This is a genomic window from Pseudomonas sp. NPDC087336 (genome assembly GCF_044744285.1).
Classification (GTDB): domain Bacteria; phylum Pseudomonadota; class Gammaproteobacteria; order Pseudomonadales; family Pseudomonadaceae; genus Aquipseudomonas.
On record NZ_JBIUYA010000023.1, the window covers coordinates 49,789 to 65,895 of the forward strand.

The 16,107-nt window shown below is 58.3% G+C and carries 15 protein-coding genes and 1 pseudogene; 3 read left to right on the forward strand and 13 right to left on the reverse strand.

Features of this window, described 5'->3' with window-relative positions; genetic code table 11:
* Positions 1–60: 60 nt before the first annotated feature.
* The 8 genes from hpaI to ACIO0C_RS21810 form a co-directional block, all read right to left on the reverse strand.
* On the reverse strand, positions 61–861 hold the full coding sequence (hpaI, locus tag ACIO0C_RS21775; RefSeq protein WP_401315136.1) for a 4-hydroxy-2-oxoheptanedioate aldolase: 801 nt from the start codon (positions 859–861) through the stop codon (positions 61–63).
* Between the two features lie 15 nt (positions 862–876).
* A complete protein-coding gene (gene hpaH / locus ACIO0C_RS21780; protein WP_401315137.1) occupies positions 877–1,680 on the reverse strand; it encodes a 2-oxo-hept-4-ene-1,7-dioate hydratase in 804 nt (267 codons plus the stop codon).
* Between the two features lie 12 nt (positions 1,681–1,692).
* Positions 1,693–2,997, reverse strand: a complete 1,305-nt coding sequence (locus tag ACIO0C_RS21785) for an MFS transporter (RefSeq protein ID WP_401315139.1) — start codon at positions 2,995–2,997, stop codon at positions 1,693–1,695.
* 51 nt (positions 2,998–3,048) lie between these two features.
* Positions 3,049–3,441, reverse strand: a complete 393-nt coding sequence (locus tag ACIO0C_RS21790) for a 5-carboxymethyl-2-hydroxymuconate isomerase (protein ID WP_401315140.1) — start codon at positions 3,439–3,441, stop codon at positions 3,049–3,051.
* A gap of 47 nt (positions 3,442–3,488) precedes the next feature.
* Positions 3,489–4,346 (reverse strand): 3,4-dihydroxyphenylacetate 2,3-dioxygenase, encoded by an 858-nt coding sequence (gene hpaD, locus ACIO0C_RS21795; protein ID WP_401315143.1) that lies wholly within the window; start codon positions 4,344–4,346, stop codon positions 3,489–3,491.
* A gap of 92 nt (positions 4,347–4,438) precedes the next feature.
* Positions 4,439–5,899, reverse strand: a complete 1,461-nt coding sequence (gene hpaE, locus ACIO0C_RS21800; RefSeq protein ID WP_401315212.1) for a 5-carboxymethyl-2-hydroxymuconate semialdehyde dehydrogenase — start codon at positions 5,897–5,899, stop codon at positions 4,439–4,441.
* Positions 5,900–5,904: 5 nt separating this feature from the next.
* Complete coding sequence (locus ACIO0C_RS21805) at positions 5,905–6,675, reverse strand: fumarylacetoacetate hydrolase family protein (RefSeq protein ID WP_401315145.1); 771 nt, start codon at positions 6,673–6,675, stop codon at positions 5,905–5,907.
* 11 nt (positions 6,676–6,686) lie between these two features.
* Positions 6,687–7,346: a fumarylacetoacetate hydrolase family protein gene (locus ACIO0C_RS21810; RefSeq protein WP_401315147.1), complete on the reverse strand. Its 660-nt coding sequence runs from the start codon at positions 7,344–7,346 to the stop codon at positions 6,687–6,689.
* A gap of 181 nt (positions 7,347–7,527) precedes the next feature.
* Here ACIO0C_RS21810 and hpaA point away from each other — a divergent pair, with 181 nt between their 5' ends.
* Together hpaA and hpaR are read left to right on the forward strand one after the other, a co-directional pair.
* Positions 7,528–8,433, forward strand: coding sequence for a 4-hydroxyphenylacetate catabolism regulatory protein HpaA (hpaA, locus tag ACIO0C_RS21815; RefSeq protein WP_401315149.1), 906 nt, complete (start codon positions 7,528–7,530; stop codon positions 8,431–8,433).
* Between the two features lie 251 nt (positions 8,434–8,684).
* Entirely contained in the window at positions 8,685–9,107 is a 423-nt protein-coding gene (gene hpaR, locus ACIO0C_RS21820) for a homoprotocatechuate degradation operon regulator HpaR (protein ID WP_401315151.1), read from the forward strand.
* Positions 9,108–9,646: 539 nt separating this feature from the next.
* Here hpaR and ACIO0C_RS21825 read toward each other — a convergent pair.
* The 5 genes from ACIO0C_RS21825 to ACIO0C_RS21845 all read right to left on the reverse strand — a co-directional run bounded on the left by ACIO0C_RS21825 (position 9,647) and on the right by ACIO0C_RS21845 (position 15,635).
* On the reverse strand, positions 9,647–10,999 hold the full coding sequence (locus tag ACIO0C_RS21825) for an MFS transporter (protein WP_401315153.1): 1,353 nt from the start codon (positions 10,997–10,999) through the stop codon (positions 9,647–9,649).
* 47 nt (positions 11,000–11,046) lie between these two features.
* A complete protein-coding gene (tcuB, locus tag ACIO0C_RS21830) occupies positions 11,047–12,204 on the reverse strand; it encodes a tricarballylate utilization 4Fe-4S protein TcuB (RefSeq protein ID WP_401315154.1) in 1,158 nt (385 codons plus the stop codon).
* Positions 12,191–13,645 (reverse strand): FAD-dependent tricarballylate dehydrogenase TcuA, encoded by a 1,455-nt coding sequence (gene tcuA, locus ACIO0C_RS21835; RefSeq protein ID WP_401315156.1) that lies wholly within the window; start codon positions 13,643–13,645, stop codon positions 12,191–12,193. Before tcuA ends, tcuB begins: the two co-directional genes overlap by 14 nt.
* A gap of 168 nt (positions 13,646–13,813) precedes the next feature.
* On the reverse strand, positions 13,814–14,749 hold the full coding sequence (locus ACIO0C_RS21840) for a LysR substrate-binding domain-containing protein (RefSeq protein ID WP_401315158.1): 936 nt from the start codon (positions 14,747–14,749) through the stop codon (positions 13,814–13,816).
* 211 nt (positions 14,750–14,960) lie between these two features.
* Positions 14,961–15,635 (reverse strand): hypothetical protein, encoded by a 675-nt coding sequence (locus ACIO0C_RS21845; protein WP_401315160.1) that lies wholly within the window; start codon positions 15,633–15,635, stop codon positions 14,961–14,963.
* A gap of 109 nt (positions 15,636–15,744) precedes the next feature.
* On the opposite strand from ACIO0C_RS21845, the pseudogene ACIO0C_RS21850 reads away from it, so the two are divergent.
* A pseudogene (locus tag ACIO0C_RS21850) lies at positions 15,745–16,083 on the forward strand (potassium transporter Kup); the annotation flags it as partial.
* Between the last annotated feature and the right edge of the window lie 24 nt (positions 16,084–16,107).

Here is a 16,107-nt window from a genome sequence, read left to right on the forward strand (position 1 = left end):
AGCAATGCGCTGGGGTGGTTGGTGATTGTCATACAGGCATTCCAGGTTTGGTCGATGCCGTCAGTACACGCCACCGGAACTGGTAGGCACAGGACCCTCCTTGAATGTGGCAGCCAAGGTTTGCAGGCCACGCATCAAGACGGTGGTGTCAACGCCCACTGCAACAAACGCCGCACCCAGTTCGATGTAGCGCTTGGCCAGTTTCTGGTCCGCGCTGAGAATGCCGGCCGCTTTACCGGCCTTCTGGATGCGCAAGATGGCGTCCTCGATAGCAGCTTGCACTTCAGGATGCCCCGGGTTGCCGCGGTAACCCATCGAGGCACTCAAATCCGCCGGCCCGATAAACACCCCATCGACGCCTTCTACCGCCGCAATGGCATCCAGATTGCTCAGGCCCTCGCGATTTTCGATCTGCACGAGCAGGCACATCTGTTCATCGGCTTTGTCGAGGTAGCCTGGAATGCTGTTCCAGCGCGACGCGCGTGCCAGTGCACTGCCGACACCGCGATCACCGTTGGGTGGATAGTGGATTGCTTTCACCAGTTCCTTCGCCTGCTCAGCACTTTCCACCATCGGCACCAATAACGTTTGCACACCGATATCGAGCACCTGTTTGATCAGTGCCGTGTCGCCGATGACCGGGCGAATCACCGGATGGCTGGGGTAGGGCGCCACGGCCTGAAGCTGGCCGAGCATCCCGCGCAGATCATTGGGCGCATGCTCGCCGTCGATCAAAAGCCAATCGAATCCGGCGTTGGCGGCCAACTCGGCGCAGTAGGCATCTGCCAGACCAAGCCAAAGGCCGATCTGTGCTTCACCGCTTTGCAGGCGAAGCTTGAAGGTGTTGATGGGCATGTCCATTGTGCAAGGCTCCAATCAAACAAAACGACAGGCAATAGACCCGAGCATGTCGTAGTCGACATGGAAGGTATCGCCAGGGTTGGCCGCCACAGGGCGGGTGAAGGAACCACCGAGGATGATTTGCCCTGGTTGCAGGGTGACGTCGTAGGCCGCCAGTTTGTTCGCCAGCCAGGCCACGCCCTTCGCCGGGTGGTTGAGCACCGCTGCAGACACTCCGGATTCCTCGATCACGCCGTTACGGTAAAGCACAGCGGGCACCTTGCGCAGGTCTATCTCCGTGGGGCGCACGGCACGGCCACCCATGACCACGCCAGCGTTGGCGGCATTGTCGGAGATGGTATCGAATACTTTGCGGGTCGCTTTGCTGTGCGGATCGACCTGCTGGATGCGTGCATCAATGATTTCCAGCGCCGGGATCACCCATTCGGTGGCGTCCAACACATCAAAAACCGTTACGTTCGGGCCTTTCAGGGGCTTGCCGAGAATGAACGCCAATTCGACCTCGACGCGCGGGACGATAAAACGCTCGAACGGAATGTCGGTGCCTTCTTCGAAGAACATGTCATCGAGCAGTGCGCCGTAATCCGGCTCGGTGATGTTCGAGGACACTTGCATGGCCCGGGAAGTCAGGCCAATTTTGTGCCCGACCAGTTTGCGGCCGTCCTTGATCTTTTGCGCCACCCAGGCGCGTTGAATGGCGTACGCGTCTTCGATGGTGATGTCTGGATGGTCCAGGGAAAACTGACGGACCTGCTCACGTGAACGCTCGGCCTGGTCGAGGCGGGCGGCGGCTTGCTGAATGAGTTGTTGATCAAGCATGACAATAATCTCTTACTGAGGATTGACGATGGCGGCCTGGGTGCGCAGCACCAGAAAACCACCGAGAGCGATGAGCAGTGCCAGGACGTACAGCGCCAGGCTGGAACTTTGTGTGGTGTCGCGCATCCAGCCGATCAGATAGGGCGCGAAGAACGATGCGATGCTGCCGAAGGAACTGATCAGGGCGATGCCTGCGGCTTGGGTGCTGTTGGACAGGAACGCCGGAGGCAGTTGCCAGAACATCGGTAGTGCGGCGCTGGCACCCATGCCGGCGACGATCAAACCACCCAGCACCAGCGCCGGGTCCGTGGGGGCGAGCCCGGCGAGGGCGATACCGGCAGCAGCCATCAGCAGCGGTACACAGAGATGCCAGCGGCGTTCACGCTGTCGATCGGATGAGCGCCCGCAACCAATCATGAAAAAACACCCGGCCAGGTAAGGCACGGCACTGAGCAGACCGACCTTGCCATCGCTGCCAATGCCGGCACCGTGAATCAGTGTTGGCATCCAGAACGCCAGGGTGTTGACCGCCAGCATCACCGCGAAATACACCGCCACCAGCAGCCACGCTTGCGGGTTCTGGAGGATGGCCGAAAACGACGTGATCGATTTCCGGTGTTCTTCCCTGTTCAGTTGTTCGCGCAGTTGCTGCTTCTGCTGCGTCGTCAGCCACCGGACTGTCTCGAAGCTGTCCGGCAAGCATTTGAGGACTACGAGCCCTAGCAGAATGACCGGCAACCCTTCAATGACGAACATCCATTGCCAGCCACGCAGGCCGCCAAAGTCGTGGAAGTGTTCGAGAATGCCGCCTGAAAGAGGACCACCGATGACGCCGGCCATGGGAACGGCGATTGCAAATAATGCAGTGATTTGCGCTCGACGACCGGCGGGATACCAGCGGTTCAGGAACACCAGAATACCCGGGAAGAAACCGGCCTCGGCCACCCCGAGCAAAAAACGCAGGACATAGAATTGTGCGGGGCTGTCGATCAAAAACATGCACGTGGACAACGCTCCCCACACCACCATCAGCGTGGCAATCCAGCGTCGCGGGCCAACACGATCAAGTGCCATGTTGCTCGGTACGCCAAACAGCGCGTAGGCAACGAAGAACAGCCCGGCGCCGAAGCCATAGACCGTGTCGCTGAAACTCAAGTCAGCGCTCATCTGCATCTTGGCGAAGCCGATGTTGATCCGGTCGAGGTGGGCGAAGAGATAGCAGATCAACAGCAGTGGCATCAGGCGCCAGGTGATGGTGCTATGGGTCCGATCGCGTGCAACGGTGCCAAGGGTGTCGGCGGTATTGGCTGTGCTCATGGTTTTATACTTTTTGTCTGAGAGGCCGCTGAAACGAAAAGGTGGTTTGCCTTAACGGGGCTGCGCCTTGAGAAAGGCGTGCACGTTGTTTTCCTTGAAGTTGAGCTGTTCGTGCAGCTCGATCATTTCAAATGACAAGGCCAGCAGGCGCTGGGCCTGAAGCTCGGCGAAGTGCCTGGTGATCACCTCAAAAAGTTGTTCCGCGACTTTTTGGCGAGTGGCCAGGTCGCGGCCATGGCCAACCTTCAAGGTCATGTGCACGAAGGCGTAGTCATGCTTGCCGTCGGCCATACGCCAGGTGTCCAGGCGGACACCTCGGCTGCGGATGCCTCCCAGTGGAAACACGCCGCTGTCGCCCAGTGTCTGGTGGACTTTTTCGAACAGGCCAGGCAAGTCGGCTTGCTGTTCAATGTTGTCGGTGTATTCAGCAATGAAGTGGGGCATGAACGGCTCCTTGCAGGCCGCGCGGGAATGCCGTGCGGCCGGACTGGTTAAACGGGGAGAATGGCGTTGATCTGACCGGTGCCCGAACTGCCGAAGGGCTCGGTAATGATCTCGGCAGGCTTGTTGTAGTCAGCCCCGCCGAGCAAGCCCAGAAGCATGGCGGTGTCATGCATCTTGCCTTCGCCGAAGCAGTGCTCGGCATAGTCCGGCAGCATGGCGCAGAACTCTTTCCATCGGCCCTGACGCCAGAGTTCCACCACGTGCAAATCGACTTGTTTATCGAATTCACGCGTCCAGTTATGGATATTGGCTTCGGCATTGCGGTCGTCGGAAAAGCGGTGCGAGAGTGAGCCTGAGGCCAGCACCAATACTTTGCGATCACTCTTCTCGATGGCCCGGCGTACCGCGGCACCGAAGGTGAAGCTGTCTTGCAGGCGATGCCAGGCGCACCAGGCGGCAATCGAAACGATATTGAATTTTTGGTCTGGCGGTACGCCCATGTGCATGTAGCGCATCGGCACCAGGGTTCCGTATTCCAGCTCAAGGCTCGGGATGTTGTGGGCCAGGGTACGCACGTCGGCAGCGTTGGCCTCGGCGGCGATCAACTCACCCAATTCAGGGCAGCCGGGGTACTCGTACTCCATATTTTTGATGAAGTGCGGCAGTTCGTTGCTGGTGTAGATACCTTTGAAGTGTTCGCCACAGTTGACGTGGTAAGCACTGTTGACCAGCCAGTGCACGTCGAACACTACTGCGGTGTCAGCGCCCAGTTCACGGGCGCGTCGGCCGATTTCCTTGTGCCCTGCAATCGCCGCTTCACGACAGCCATGGTGTTTGCCGGGAAGCTCGGACAGGTACATCGAAGGTACGTGGCAGATCTTCGCAGCCAGGACCACTTCGCCCATGATCATTCTCCTGAAATTGTTGTTATGCGTTTCAACTCGGCGGTAATTGAAGCCGCGAAAGGCCGATGCGCGACCCTTCGCGACTTCAGCAATTACAGGCCCCAGCGTGGAATGTGGTGGCTGCCCATCGAGATGCAGATGTTCTTGATCTCGGCGAACACTTCGAAGCTGTACTGGCCGCCTTCACGCCCGGTACCGGAACCCTTCACACCGCCGAAGGGCTGACGCAAATCGCGTACATTCTGGCTGTTGATGAACACCATGCCGGCCTCGATGCCATAGGCCAGGCGATGCGCCTTGCCGATGTCCTGGGTCCAGATATAGGACGCCAGGCCATACTCGGTGTCGTTGGCCAGTTGCAGGGCTTCGGCTTCATCCTTGAATGGAATCAGGCAGACCACCGGGCCAAAGATTTCTTCCTGGGCAATGCGCATTTTGTTGTTCACATCGGCAAACACTGTTGGCTGGATGAACTGGCCTTTGGCGAGGTGCGCAGGCAAGTTGGCCGGACGCTCCAGGCCGCCAGCGAGGAGGGTGGCGCCCTCTTCGATGCCGATCTTGATGTAGCCGGTGACCTTGTCGTAATGGGCCTGGGTGATCATCGAGCCGACCTGGGTTTTTGGATCTTGTGGGTCGCCGACGATCAAGCGCTTGGCGCGAGCGGCAAACTCGGCGACGAACTGCGGATAAACGCTTTCCTGAATGAAGATCCGGCTACCGGCGGTGCAGCGCTCGCCGTTCAGCGAGAAGATGGTGAACAACGCCGCGTCCAGCGCGCGTTCAAGGTCCGCATCTTCGAAAATCAGCACCGGTGACTTGCCGCCCAGCTCCATGGAGTACTTTTTCAGGCCTGCGGTCTGCATGATTTTCTTGCCGGTGGCAGTGCCGCCAGTGAAGGAAATCGCCCGTACATCGGGGTGTCGAACCAGCGCATCGCCCGCGGTGGCGCCATAGCCTTGAATGACGTTGAGTACACCATTTGGAATGCCGGCTTCGACGGCCAGGCGACCCAGTTCATTGGCGGTCAGTGGCGACAGCTCGGACATTTTCAGGACGGCGGTATTGCCCAGCGCCAGGCACGGCGCGGTCTTCCAGGTGGCCGTCATGAACGGCACGTTCCAGGGCGATACCAGGCCGCACACACCCACGGGTTGATAAAGGGTGTAGTTGAGCATCTGGTCATCGACCGGGTAGCTGTGCCCGTCCATGCGTGTGCAGACTTCGGCAAAGAAGTCGAAGTTATGCGAGGCGCGGGGAATCAGTACGTTTTTGGTCTGGTGAATCGGCAAGCCGGTATCGAGGGTTTCCAGTTCGGCCAGATGCGGGACGTTTTGCTCAATCAGTTCGCCCAGCTTGCGCATCAGACGGGCACGTTCCTTGGCCGGCGTGCCAGCCCATTTTGGAAACGCTTCCTTGGCTGCCGCTACAGCTTGAGCAACTTCCTCGGCACCGCCGCTCGCCACTTCGCCGATGGCCTCGCCGGTCGCCGGGTTGTAGTTGACGAACACATCTTTGCTTTCGACCTCACGGCCGTTGATCCAGTGTTTGATCATGGTGCTCAAGCCTCTTTCCGGGCGGAGAAGAACTCCGCTTCGCTGACAATTCGATTAACCAGGCGACCTACGCCTTCAACTTCCACAATCACTTCATCGCCTGGCACCACATCAGCCAGACCTTCGGGCGTGCCAGTTGCGATCATGTCGCCGGGCTGCAGGGTCATGAAGCTGGACAGGTATTCGATCAGGTAAGGGATGTCGAAAATCATGTCCGAGGTCGAGCCTTCCTGGCGCAGTTCACCGTTGATCCAGGTTCGCAGTTTCAGGTTGCTCGGGTCCGGCACATCGGCGACGTCGACGATCCACGGGCCAACGGGGGTCGTGGCATCGCGGTTCTTCACCCGCAGGTTGGGCCGGTAGTAATTTTCCAGGTAGTCGCGAATCGCGTAGTCGTTGCACACCGTGTAACCCGCCAAATATTCCAGGGCGTCTTCACGTTTGACGTTGCGTGCCGGCTTGCCGATGACGGCCACGAGCTCGCACTCGTAGTGCATGTAGGCAACGTTGTCCGGACGCCAGGTCACCTGGTTGTGGCCGGTGTAGGTGCCAGGCGATTTGATGAATGCCAATGGCTCGGTGGGCGGCTTGAACGCCAGTTCTGCGGCGTGATCGGCATAGTTCAAGCCCAGGGCGAACATGCTGCCCGTGGCGGGTGGCAACCATTGCACCTGATCTTCGGCCAGCTGACGGCCGTCGGCCAGGCGTACGGCGTTGTTGTCTTCGACAGTGACGAGATGGACTTCGCCTTCAAAACGGATACGGGCGTGTTTCATGGAGGCTCCTGTTACTCGGCCACGATGTGGTTGACGAGACGGCCAAGGCCGCTGATTTCGACTTCGACGGTGTCGCCTGGTTGAACGTCGACACGGCCTTCCGGCGTGCCGGTGATCAGCACATCGCCCTCATGCAGCGTCATGAATTCGCTTATCTCTGCAATCAGCTGAGGAATGTTGCGGACGAAATTGGCCGTGTTGTTTTGCTGGCGGACTTCGCCGTTTACATAAAGCGTGATGGCCAGGCTGTGCGGGTCCGAAAGCTGAGCGGTGGGTACCAGTTCAGGCCCGATGGCACAGAAACCATCACGGCATTTGGCTTTGACGGCGGGGCGGTAGTAGCTGTCTTCCGGCAGGCTGTATTCATTGACGATGGTGTAGCCAGCTACGTAATCGAGTGCCTGCGCTGCGTTGACGCGGCTTGCTGTTGTACCAATGACGACGCCAAGGGATGGTCCGGGCTGCAGACGTTCGCCATTACCTGGGTGCACAACCTTGGCGCCATGTTGATTGCGCGTGTTAGGTGTCTTGACAAACAGCACAGGTTTGACCGGCGGCTTTTGATAAGGCGGCTGTTCGAATTCGGCGAGGCGCTGTTTCAGCAATCCCTGATAGTTCAGCGCGACACCAAAGAGGGTGCCGGTTGCGACGTCATGCAAGGCGCGGCTCATGCTTTTCTCCTGGGAGAGCCTTGGGGGCTCTGTGATTTTGTTAATGTGTTAACAGTTATAATTAATATGTTAACTATCGTCAAGCGTGGCAGACTGGTCGAACAGTGGTTGTCTTGCCCAATTCGGTGCAGGATGAAGGCGACTGCAAGGCTTGAATCAGAATGAAAATGAGTAGCGAGCGATGACCGACCGTCAACCGATCCCGAACATCAACATTGGCCAGGTGTACGACCAGCGCTACAGCGACGCTGAAGTGCATTACGACAAGCTGGGTAACCTGGCGGGCTTCTTCGGTCGCAACATGCCGGTGCACCGACATGACCGGTTTTTTCAGGTTCACTACGTCAAAAGCGGCACGGTGCGGGTGTACCTGGACGACCAGCAATACGTGGAGTCCGGGCCGATGTTCTTCCTGACGCCACCGACCATTCCTCATTCCTTCGTGACTGAGGCCAACAGTGACGGGCACGTTTTGACGGTGCGTCAGCAACTGGTGTGGCAACTGATCGATGCCGATTCCAGCCTGGCGCCTGCTGGGGCACAGTTTCCGGCTGTGTGTGTCGCGCTGTCTCGCCTTGGGCCGGAATATGCCGCTGAGGTGCGCCGTCTTGAATATTTTTTCGAGGAGCTGAGTGAGGAGGTCGTGACTGAACGTCCGGGACGCAGTTCTGTCCTGGACGGCTTGACGCGATTGATCATGATCAGTCTGCTGCGACTGTGTCCCAACTCGTTGAAAGCCTCGCCAGCAAGGCACGAAGACCTGAGAATCTTCCACCGCTTCAATGAATTGATCGAAGCCCACTACCAGCAACACTGGCCGTTGTCGCGTTACGCTGAACGCATCGGGGTTACCGAAGCACGACTCAACGATGTGTGCCGACGGATTGCCGACCTGCCTTCCAAGCGCCTGATCATGGAGCGCTTGATCCAGGAAGCGAAACGACTGCTGTTGTTTACCGGCGGCTCTGCCAATGAAATCTGCTATCAGCTGGGGTTCAAGGACCCGGCCTATTTCAGTCGATTCTTCCAGCGCCACGTGCAGTTGACACCGGGGGAGTATCGCCAGCGCCAATCGGGTTTGCGTTGAGCGGGGCATAGGCTTTTGGGCCTTGGTCGGGTTGATCTTGTACGGATCATCATGACCACCGCGGCGCTGCGACAGAATGGCTTTTACAGGGAACCGATTGCACTTTTCACAGGCGCGTTGCTGCCAGGCAATGTCGGGTTGATCCAAGACGGAAAATGGTTAACAAGATAATAAGCGAGCGCGGGTCCGCCGCTTGCACCCGTTGGCTGGCGACACTAAGCTGCCGACTCGCCCAATCAAGTAGTTCGATCATGGCTAACCCCAGACCTTCACTGACGCTGACCTTATTGCAGGCTCGCGAGGCCGCAATGGCTTTCTTCCGCCCGGCTCTCAACAAACACGACCTGACTGAACAGCAGTGGCGGATCATTCGGATACTGCGTCAGCAGGGCGAGCTTGAAAGTCATCAGCTTGCGCACCAGGCCTGCATTTTAAAGCCGAGCATGACTGGAGTTTTGACACGTCTGGAGCGAGATGGTCTGGTGCGTCGGCAGAAATCCAGCGAGGATCAACGACGGGTTCTCGTGGCGCTCACAGAGCGCGGCCAGCAGTGCTTTGTCTCCATGAGCGACGGCATGGAAGGTAACTACCTCAAGATTGAAGAGCAGTTTGGTGCGGAGAAAATGGCGCAGTTACTGGCATTGCTCAATGAGTTTAAAAATATCAAACCTTGACTGGCGTCTGTTAATGCAATGACTTTCGCCGACTTTCCGTGCATTCCTTTTTTGCAGGAGCTTACTGGCATCGGTTTTCAAAGGCTCCAGCAACAGGGATTCCAGTCCAGAGGAGCTGGCCGCCGCCTTTACACTGACGTTTGCTCACGAGGCAGATGTAGCAAGGCTACGGGGTAGGGTGGCGCTACATGCCCGGAAGATGGCAGTGACCGCTTTTGGCCGATTGTGTTGAAAAAGTCGGTCCTTCCAGATCGCCTGCGTACAGGCTGCTGAAAACGCCTTTTTTGCGCGCAGCTACGCGAAATCTGAGCTCGGAATCCTCTGCACAAAGTAAAGATTTCAATCTCAAGCGCGTACTTTTCTGCCTCGGAAACCATGGCCGACTTTTTCAACAGAATCGGCCGATTGTTGCCCATCCCAAAGGGCGACAATCGACCCAATATAGATAGTCGTGGGCCATACGAATAAGCGCAAGTTAGATCTCGTACTCCGATGCGGCCGATTACTGCCCTGACGACTGTAATCGACCTCATGCCACTCTAATTCGGTTCCCGCCGTGGATCGACGCGTGGTAAGCGTCGGCGATCGGGGAACAAAACGGTCCTGACTGCCAAAGCTTTTTGCCGACGATACAGAATCGTCGTCGCAGTGAACCCGCACACCGCCGCGAACATCAGCCAGTAGGCAGGTGATGCCTTGTCGCCCGTGGCCTGGACAAGCAGCGTGGAGATTGCCGGGGTAAAACCGCCAAACACCGCGGTGGCCAAACTGAAGGCCAGTGAAAACCCGACTACCCGCACGTTCTGTGGCATGACTTCGGTCAATGCCGCGACCATGGCGCCGTTGTAAATGCCGAAGAAGAACGAGAAGTACAGCAGAACAGCGAGCAGTCGTTCGAAACTCGCCGCTTCTGCCAGCCAGTGCATGGCGGGATAGGCGGTCAAGATGCACAGCAACGATATCGCCAGCAACAGTGGCCGACGGCCAATGCGGTCGGAGAGGGCGCCTCCGACAGGCAGCCAGATAAAGTTGCTGATGCCGACCAGCAGTGTGACCGCCAGGCTGTCGGTGGTGCTCAGGTTCAGTACTGTCCTGCCAAAGGTAGGTGTGTAAACCGTAATCAGGTAGAACGTGGTAGTGGTCATGGACGCCAGCAAGCCACCCGCTAGTACGGTGCGCCAGTTGTCACGCATCGAGCGAAAAACTTCGCGCGTTGTTGGACGATGGCTGCGAGCCGTGAAGGCAGCGGTTTCTTCCAGTGAGCGGCGAATAATGAAAATGAACGGGATGATCACGCAGCCAATGAAGAACGGAATACGCCAGCCCCAATCGGCAATCTCAGCAGCTTGCATCGTGGCGTTGATCGTGTAGCCCAACGCGGCCGCGACGACGATCGCCACCTGTTGGCTGGCCGATTGCCAACTGGTGTAGAAACCGGTGTGACCGGGGGTGGAAATTTCCGCCAGATACACGGAAACACCGCCCATTTCCGCTCCGGCGGAGAAGCCCTGGAGCAGCCTGCCCAGCAACACCAGAATCGGTGCGGCCACGCCGATGGCGGCATAGCCCGGCACCAGGGCGATCAATACGGTACCGGCGGCCATGATCGACAGCGTCACGATCAGGCCCTTGCGACGGCCCACCTTGTCGATGTACGCCCCCAGCACAATGGCGCCTAACGGACGCATCAGGAATCCGGAACCGAAGACCGCGAAGGTCATCATCAGCGAGGCAAACTCGCTGGTGGCTGGAAAGAAGGTCTGAGAGATGTAGGTCGCGTAGAACCCGAACAGAAAGAAGTCGAACTGCTCGAGAAAGTTACCGCTCGTGACCCGCAAAATGGCGCCCAATTTGGACCCCTTGGCTCGGGTTGTTGCCGTTGTCGTTTTCATGGCTACCGTTATGCTCACTATTGTTTTTGGAATGAGTGTTTTAACCGTCAGTCGCTGCCGGCGTTGATCGGGATGGGTTGACGCTTCTCGATCGCGTGTTTGAGCAGCGCTGCGCTGCGGAATATTCCATGGGCGAATTTGCTGTAGGGCATGGTCAGGAAAAACGCCATGACCAGGCCGAGATGGACAGCCAACATCACGCCCAAGACGCTGGTTTCACGCAAAGCCAGTAGCGCCAAGCCGCTTGCGCTGACCAGAAACAGCAGTGCGATGAAGCCGCGATCCATGGGTTTTTGGTTCTCATCGCCGTGCGCAGGGTTGCGACGCAGATTCAGCCAAAGAAGACCTGCCGGGCCGATCAGCAGGCCGATGCCACCGGCAATCCCCAACATCACCGGCAAGCTGAAGATTGGATAAGGCGCCGACCACTTCAGCAAATAATGAAAGAGCGTGGCGACACCGGTGGCGGCGAAGCACAGCATGAAGCCGTAGAAGGTGAGGTGGTGGAATCGGCGTCGCCACAAGGTGAATTGATCGTCGGCGTTGTTGCAGCCTTCGCCATGACCGCCGTCCAGGTACTTGAGCCTCGCGACGTTGGCCGTAGCCTCCAATGCAGCGGATGTTTTCAACGGCAGTGGCGCTGCGACCGGTGAAACGTCGCGCCAGAAGCGTCGTACACCCATGGTCAGGGCCAGTACCGCAAAGCCAAACACTGAGCCGAACATCAGCGCCAGGGTGTTATGCGGGAAAATCCTGTAGAAGTTGCCCCCGGGAATGGCCGTGAACAGGTTGCCCATGAGCATCAGGGTCAGGCATATAAACAAGGCCAGTGCCCCACCGCAAGCCAGTGCCAGGGTCAGGCCGTTGCGCTGATACAACCTGCCCATCACTTGCGGCCAGGCATATTCGGCGTAAGTATCCAGGCGCACTTTGGCCATGGCTTTGGGGACGTTGACGTCGAATTCGTGTGGGGCGGCGTACTGGCAGGCGTGCAGGCACGCGCCGCAGTTATGGCACAAGTTCGCCAGGTAATGGATGTCGGCCTGAGTGAATTCCAGGCGCCGGGTCATCGCCGGAAATACCGCGCAGAAGCCTTCGCAATAACGGCAGGCATTACAGATGGTCATCTCCCGCTGGACTTCACTTTCGTCAAGATTCAACACCGGGATCAACCCGCCCGACGCTTGGGGATCAAACAGTTGCATGTCGAAACTCCGTGTTTGCAGATGAAACGCCAAAGCCCACCGAAGCGGCCGCCTGCACACCGGCGATGCGACCAAACGCGGTTCCGATGGCCATGCCGATGCCGGCGGTGTAGCCCTTGCCCAGAACGTTGCCGGCCATCATTTCTCCCGCGACGAACAGGTTGGGGCTCGCTTTGCCGTTGAAATGCACGGCAGCGGTTTCGTCGGTGGCGAGCCCGAGGTAGGTGAACGTGACACCCGGTTTAAGCGGGTAGGCGTAGAAAGGTGGTTTCACCAATGGCCGCGCCCAATGGGTTTTGGCGGGCGTCAGTCCTTGGGTGTGGCAGTCGTCCAACGCCGTGTGATCGAACGTGCCAACGCGGCAGGCGCTGTTGTAGTCCTCGACAGTCTTGACGAATTTTTCTTGAGGCAGCTTCAACTGGCGGGCAAGGTCTTGCAGAGTATTGGCGGTGGTTCCAGGAAAGACCGGCGGCATGAAGCGGCCGATGGCTTGTTGATCGATGATCGAATACGCCTGCTGACCGGGTTGTCCGGCAACCAGACGCCCCCAGATCGCATAACGTTTTGGCCAGAAATCCTCACCTTCGTCGTAGAAGCGTTCGCCATCACGATTGACCACCACACCCAGCGATACGCAGTCGATTCGGGTGCAGATGCCGCCGTCGTAAAGTGGCGCGCGGGCATCAATCGCGACCATGTGTGCTTGCGTCGGATCGCCGATCGCATCTGCGCCAAGGTCGAGCATGCGCCGTAGCAAAATGCCGGTGTTGAATCGGGTGCCCCGGATCAGGAAATTGTCCGATGGCCATTCACCGCGTTCGTTCTGACCCCAGGCTTCGCGCAACCATTCACGGTTGGATTCGAAGCCGCCGGCCGCCAACACGCAGGCCCGGGCTTCAATGCGTTCTGCGGCGAAACGCTGACCATCGATTTCATGTTCGCCCACATGGGCGGCGACGAATTTCCCCTCATCCAACTCGATGTCGGTCACTTGCGTGTTGTATCGAACTTTTACACCCAGGCGCTCGGCGCTGCGGAAATACGCATTGACCAGCGCTTTGCCGCCGCCCATAAAAAAAGCATTCGTCCGCGCCACGTGCAGCGCGCCGGACAGCGGTGGCTGAAAATGCACGCCGTGCGAACGCATCCAATCGCGGCAAGAAGACGATGCCCGAATTGCAATGCGTGCAAGCTTTTCATCCGTGAGGCCACCGGTAACCTTCAACAGGTCTTGCCAGTATTCTTCTTCCGGATAGGCATCGATCAGGACGTCCTGCGGTTCGTCGTGCATGCACCGCAGGTTACGGGTGTGTTGGGAGTTGCCACCGCGCCAGATTTTCGGAGAGGCTTCCAGCAGCATCACGCTGGCGCCCGCTTCTCGCGCCATCAGAGCGGCGCACAAGGCAGCGTTGCCACCCCCTATGATTAAGACATCGATCATTATCGCTCCTCGATTTGCAAGGAAGCGGGAACGAAGTGCTCCTTGCGAGTGGGGAGAACGATAGGGTGGGGAAGGAGTGGCCGAAAGGCTGCTTTTGACGCGGGGTGTTTAGTTTTTCTAAAGGCTTTGTCGTCAGGAGAGACTTATGTGTCCGGGGTTGAAGGAGGATTACGCGTCTACCCCTTCTATCCACGTAGCTCCAGGCCACTGTTTGTCGACGACCAACTGTCGCGCCACATCGACGATGACCAACCGCGTTGCCAGCGCCGCCGGAGAGAGTTCGTCGTCAGCCAGCGTCGCCAGAAGATTACGCCGGCCCACATGGGGATCGGCAATCCTGATCAGTGAAAGTCCGGACCCGTCTTTCAATGCAGCGGCCGCCCCCGGTTGTATCGTTGCTGCATGACCGGCCCGAACGGCGTTCATCAAAACAGCGAGACCGTCGACTTCCATAATGACATTGGGTGTTAGCCCGACCCGCTCGAACGCGCTCATCAATGCCGAGCGCAATCCATGTTGCGCGCTGGGCATCACCAGCGGCAGGCCGCCGAGGTCGGCTAACTGCACGCTGTCACCAGAAGGCGCTTGAGGCAGGCTGGGCGAGGCAATGACAAAGAGCTTTTCATCCAGCAGCGGAGTCACGCTCCAGCGTTTACCCCCTTCGAGCTGGAACAGGATGGCCAGGTCAATTTGCCGTGCGTTGAGCTGCGCCGCCAAGTGGCCGGAAAGCATTTCCACCAAATGCAGTTGTATGTCCGGATAACGCGCACGCATTGCGTTGATCAACGGCAACGCGAGCACCGTCGCGGTAGTCGGTGGTAAGCCGACGCTGACATAACCGCTCATTCGCCCGCGATGGGCGGCCATGATTGCGTTTTCCGCCTGGCGTAGCGTCAGTTGGGCATGATGTAAAAACGCAAATCCGGCGCTAGTGGGCGTCACGCCGGTGGAGGTTCGATTCAGGAGGCGGGTGCACAGTTCGATTTCCAGCTTGGAGATTTGCTGACTGAGGGCTGACACACCAACGTCCAGTTCAAGTGCCGCACGCCCCAGGCTGCCAAGCTCGATGATTTTTACGAAATAGCGCAGTTGTCTCAATTCCAATGTGGCTGCTCCCCACGAATTTGCTATTCAAATACCTGAACGTTTGCCACGCAAGTTGCGAAGCCCAAAGAGGCAGCATTGTCGCAGGTTTGGGTTGACCGTTGAGCGCGTGCGCTTTGTCGTAACTAAATGGGTCAATTTAACGGTTGGCACGGGGAGTGTCGAATGACTGCTCCGATTGTTGCCTGTGCACGTCGTTTGGCAGGGCCGATTACTCAGTGGTTGTGATGAGCCAGAGCGGGGCTGACGATTTCTTTGTCTTGGCGACTTCGTCGCAGTAGTTCTTGGACTGGAAGTTCTTCGCGGCGCGCGAGGCGGGCACCGGTACCCAACGCACATTGAGCAGAGTGCCCACCGAGGACTCCTTGACCTGCGTATTGGCGTCGTCGCGTTCGGAATAGGCGACGCTGATCTTGCCAGGCGTGCGCTGGTCGTCGAGCGGCCAGCCGCACATCATTGTGTAGACCGGCGTGGCTTTGGGGTCCAATGGGAACTTCGCGGGCTTCACGAGGCGCCGAGCCACCATCTGCATCATCGAAGGCAGGTACTCGACCGCGTGCAGCAATTGCACCTCGCCCGACTCGAACCAGCCGAATACCGCCACGCCACCCGCCGGCACGTCGCCGCTTTCAGGTGCATTTTCGTCGCCCTGATCGGTGAAAATGGCCAGGATCGTGTACTTGCTGTCTGGGAGATTGCGTCGGAAGTAGTTGCCGCCGACCATCATGGTCGCGTGCGCGGTCGGCGTGTCGGCCGCGTAGACCGGAGTTTCATCGAGCAAGGCGCCGAGCGTGAGCGCCGCGACAGGGAGAGCGGCTCTTGTGACCCGTGTCCCGTAGCGCGATAGCCGGCCGCAGATGGTCGTCTTCTGTGGGTAGGCGGTCATCGTCCCTCCGACGGCGGTCATTTTTCCGTCGCCGGCGGGCAACGTCTCACGTTAATGTAGTGCGACGCCCGAGTCTTCGCGATTTCGCTCCAGGGCCGTACGTCCGGAAATGTCTGAAGACAGCCCACGCGTGAGTGCTGAACGGCGGTTCGAGGTTGAAGCCTATGGCGAAGGCTTCTTCCGGGTCAGTCTGCATTTTGGTTTTATCGAAGAGCCGGATGTCCCCTTGGCGTTGAGTCTCTGTCACTTGGCTGAGCTGGATTTCAGTCCGATGCGCACGACCTATTTCCTCAGCCGAGAAACGGTTATCCCGACCAAACGCATTGGTATGGCCCGTTGGCGAGAAAGCCTGTTCGCGTTTTTGCTCAAGAACGCCAATAGCAACCTGAAGTACTTCAAGTTGCCGTTGAATCGGGTGATAGAGCTGGGCACACAGGTTGAGATGTAAAGACTCATCGAGTATCCAGGGAAC

Excerpts from the sequence above, each read along its gene's own strand:
- hpaI (WP_401315136.1), bottom strand. The coding sequence starts at position 861 with ATGGACATGCCCATCAACACCTTCAAGCTTCGCCTGCAAAGCGGTGAA.
- hpaH (WP_401315137.1), bottom strand. The coding sequence starts at position 1,680 with ATGCTTGATCAACAACTCATTCAGCAAGCCGCCGCCCGCCTCGACCAG.
- ACIO0C_RS21785 (WP_401315139.1), bottom strand. The coding sequence starts at position 2,997 with ATGAGCACAGCCAATACCGCCGACACCCTTGGCACCGTTGCACGCGAT.
- ACIO0C_RS21790 (WP_401315140.1), bottom strand. The coding sequence starts at position 3,441 with ATGCCCCACTTCATTGCTGAATACACCGACAACATTGAACAGCAAGCC.
- hpaD (WP_401315143.1), bottom strand. The coding sequence starts at position 4,346 with ATGGGCGAAGTGGTCCTGGCTGCGAAGATCTGCCACGTACCTTCGATG.
- hpaE (WP_401315212.1), bottom strand. The coding sequence starts at position 5,899 with ATGATCAAACACTGGATCAACGGCCGTGAGGTCGAAAGCAAAGATGTG.
- ACIO0C_RS21805 (WP_401315145.1), bottom strand. The coding sequence starts at position 6,675 with ATGAAACACGCCCGTATCCGTTTTGAAGGCGAAGTCCATCTCGTCACT.
- ACIO0C_RS21810 (WP_401315147.1), bottom strand. The coding sequence starts at position 7,346 with ATGAGCCGCGCCTTGCATGACGTCGCAACCGGCACCCTCTTTGGTGTC.
- hpaA (WP_401315149.1), top strand. The coding sequence starts at position 7,528 with ATGACCGACCGTCAACCGATCCCGAACATCAACATTGGCCAGGTGTAC.
- hpaR (WP_401315151.1), top strand. The coding sequence starts at position 8,685 with ATGGCTAACCCCAGACCTTCACTGACGCTGACCTTATTGCAGGCTCGC.
- ACIO0C_RS21825 (WP_401315153.1), bottom strand. The coding sequence starts at position 10,999 with ATGAAAACGACAACGGCAACAACCCGAGCCAAGGGGTCCAAATTGGGC.
- tcuB (WP_401315154.1), bottom strand. The coding sequence starts at position 12,204 with ATGCAACTGTTTGATCCCCAAGCGTCGGGCGGGTTGATCCCGGTGTTG.
- tcuA (WP_401315156.1), bottom strand. The coding sequence starts at position 13,645 with ATGATCGATGTCTTAATCATAGGGGGTGGCAACGCTGCCTTGTGCGCC.
- ACIO0C_RS21845 (WP_401315160.1), bottom strand. The coding sequence starts at position 15,635 with ATGACCGCCTACCCACAGAAGACGACCATCTGCGGCCGGCTATCGCGC.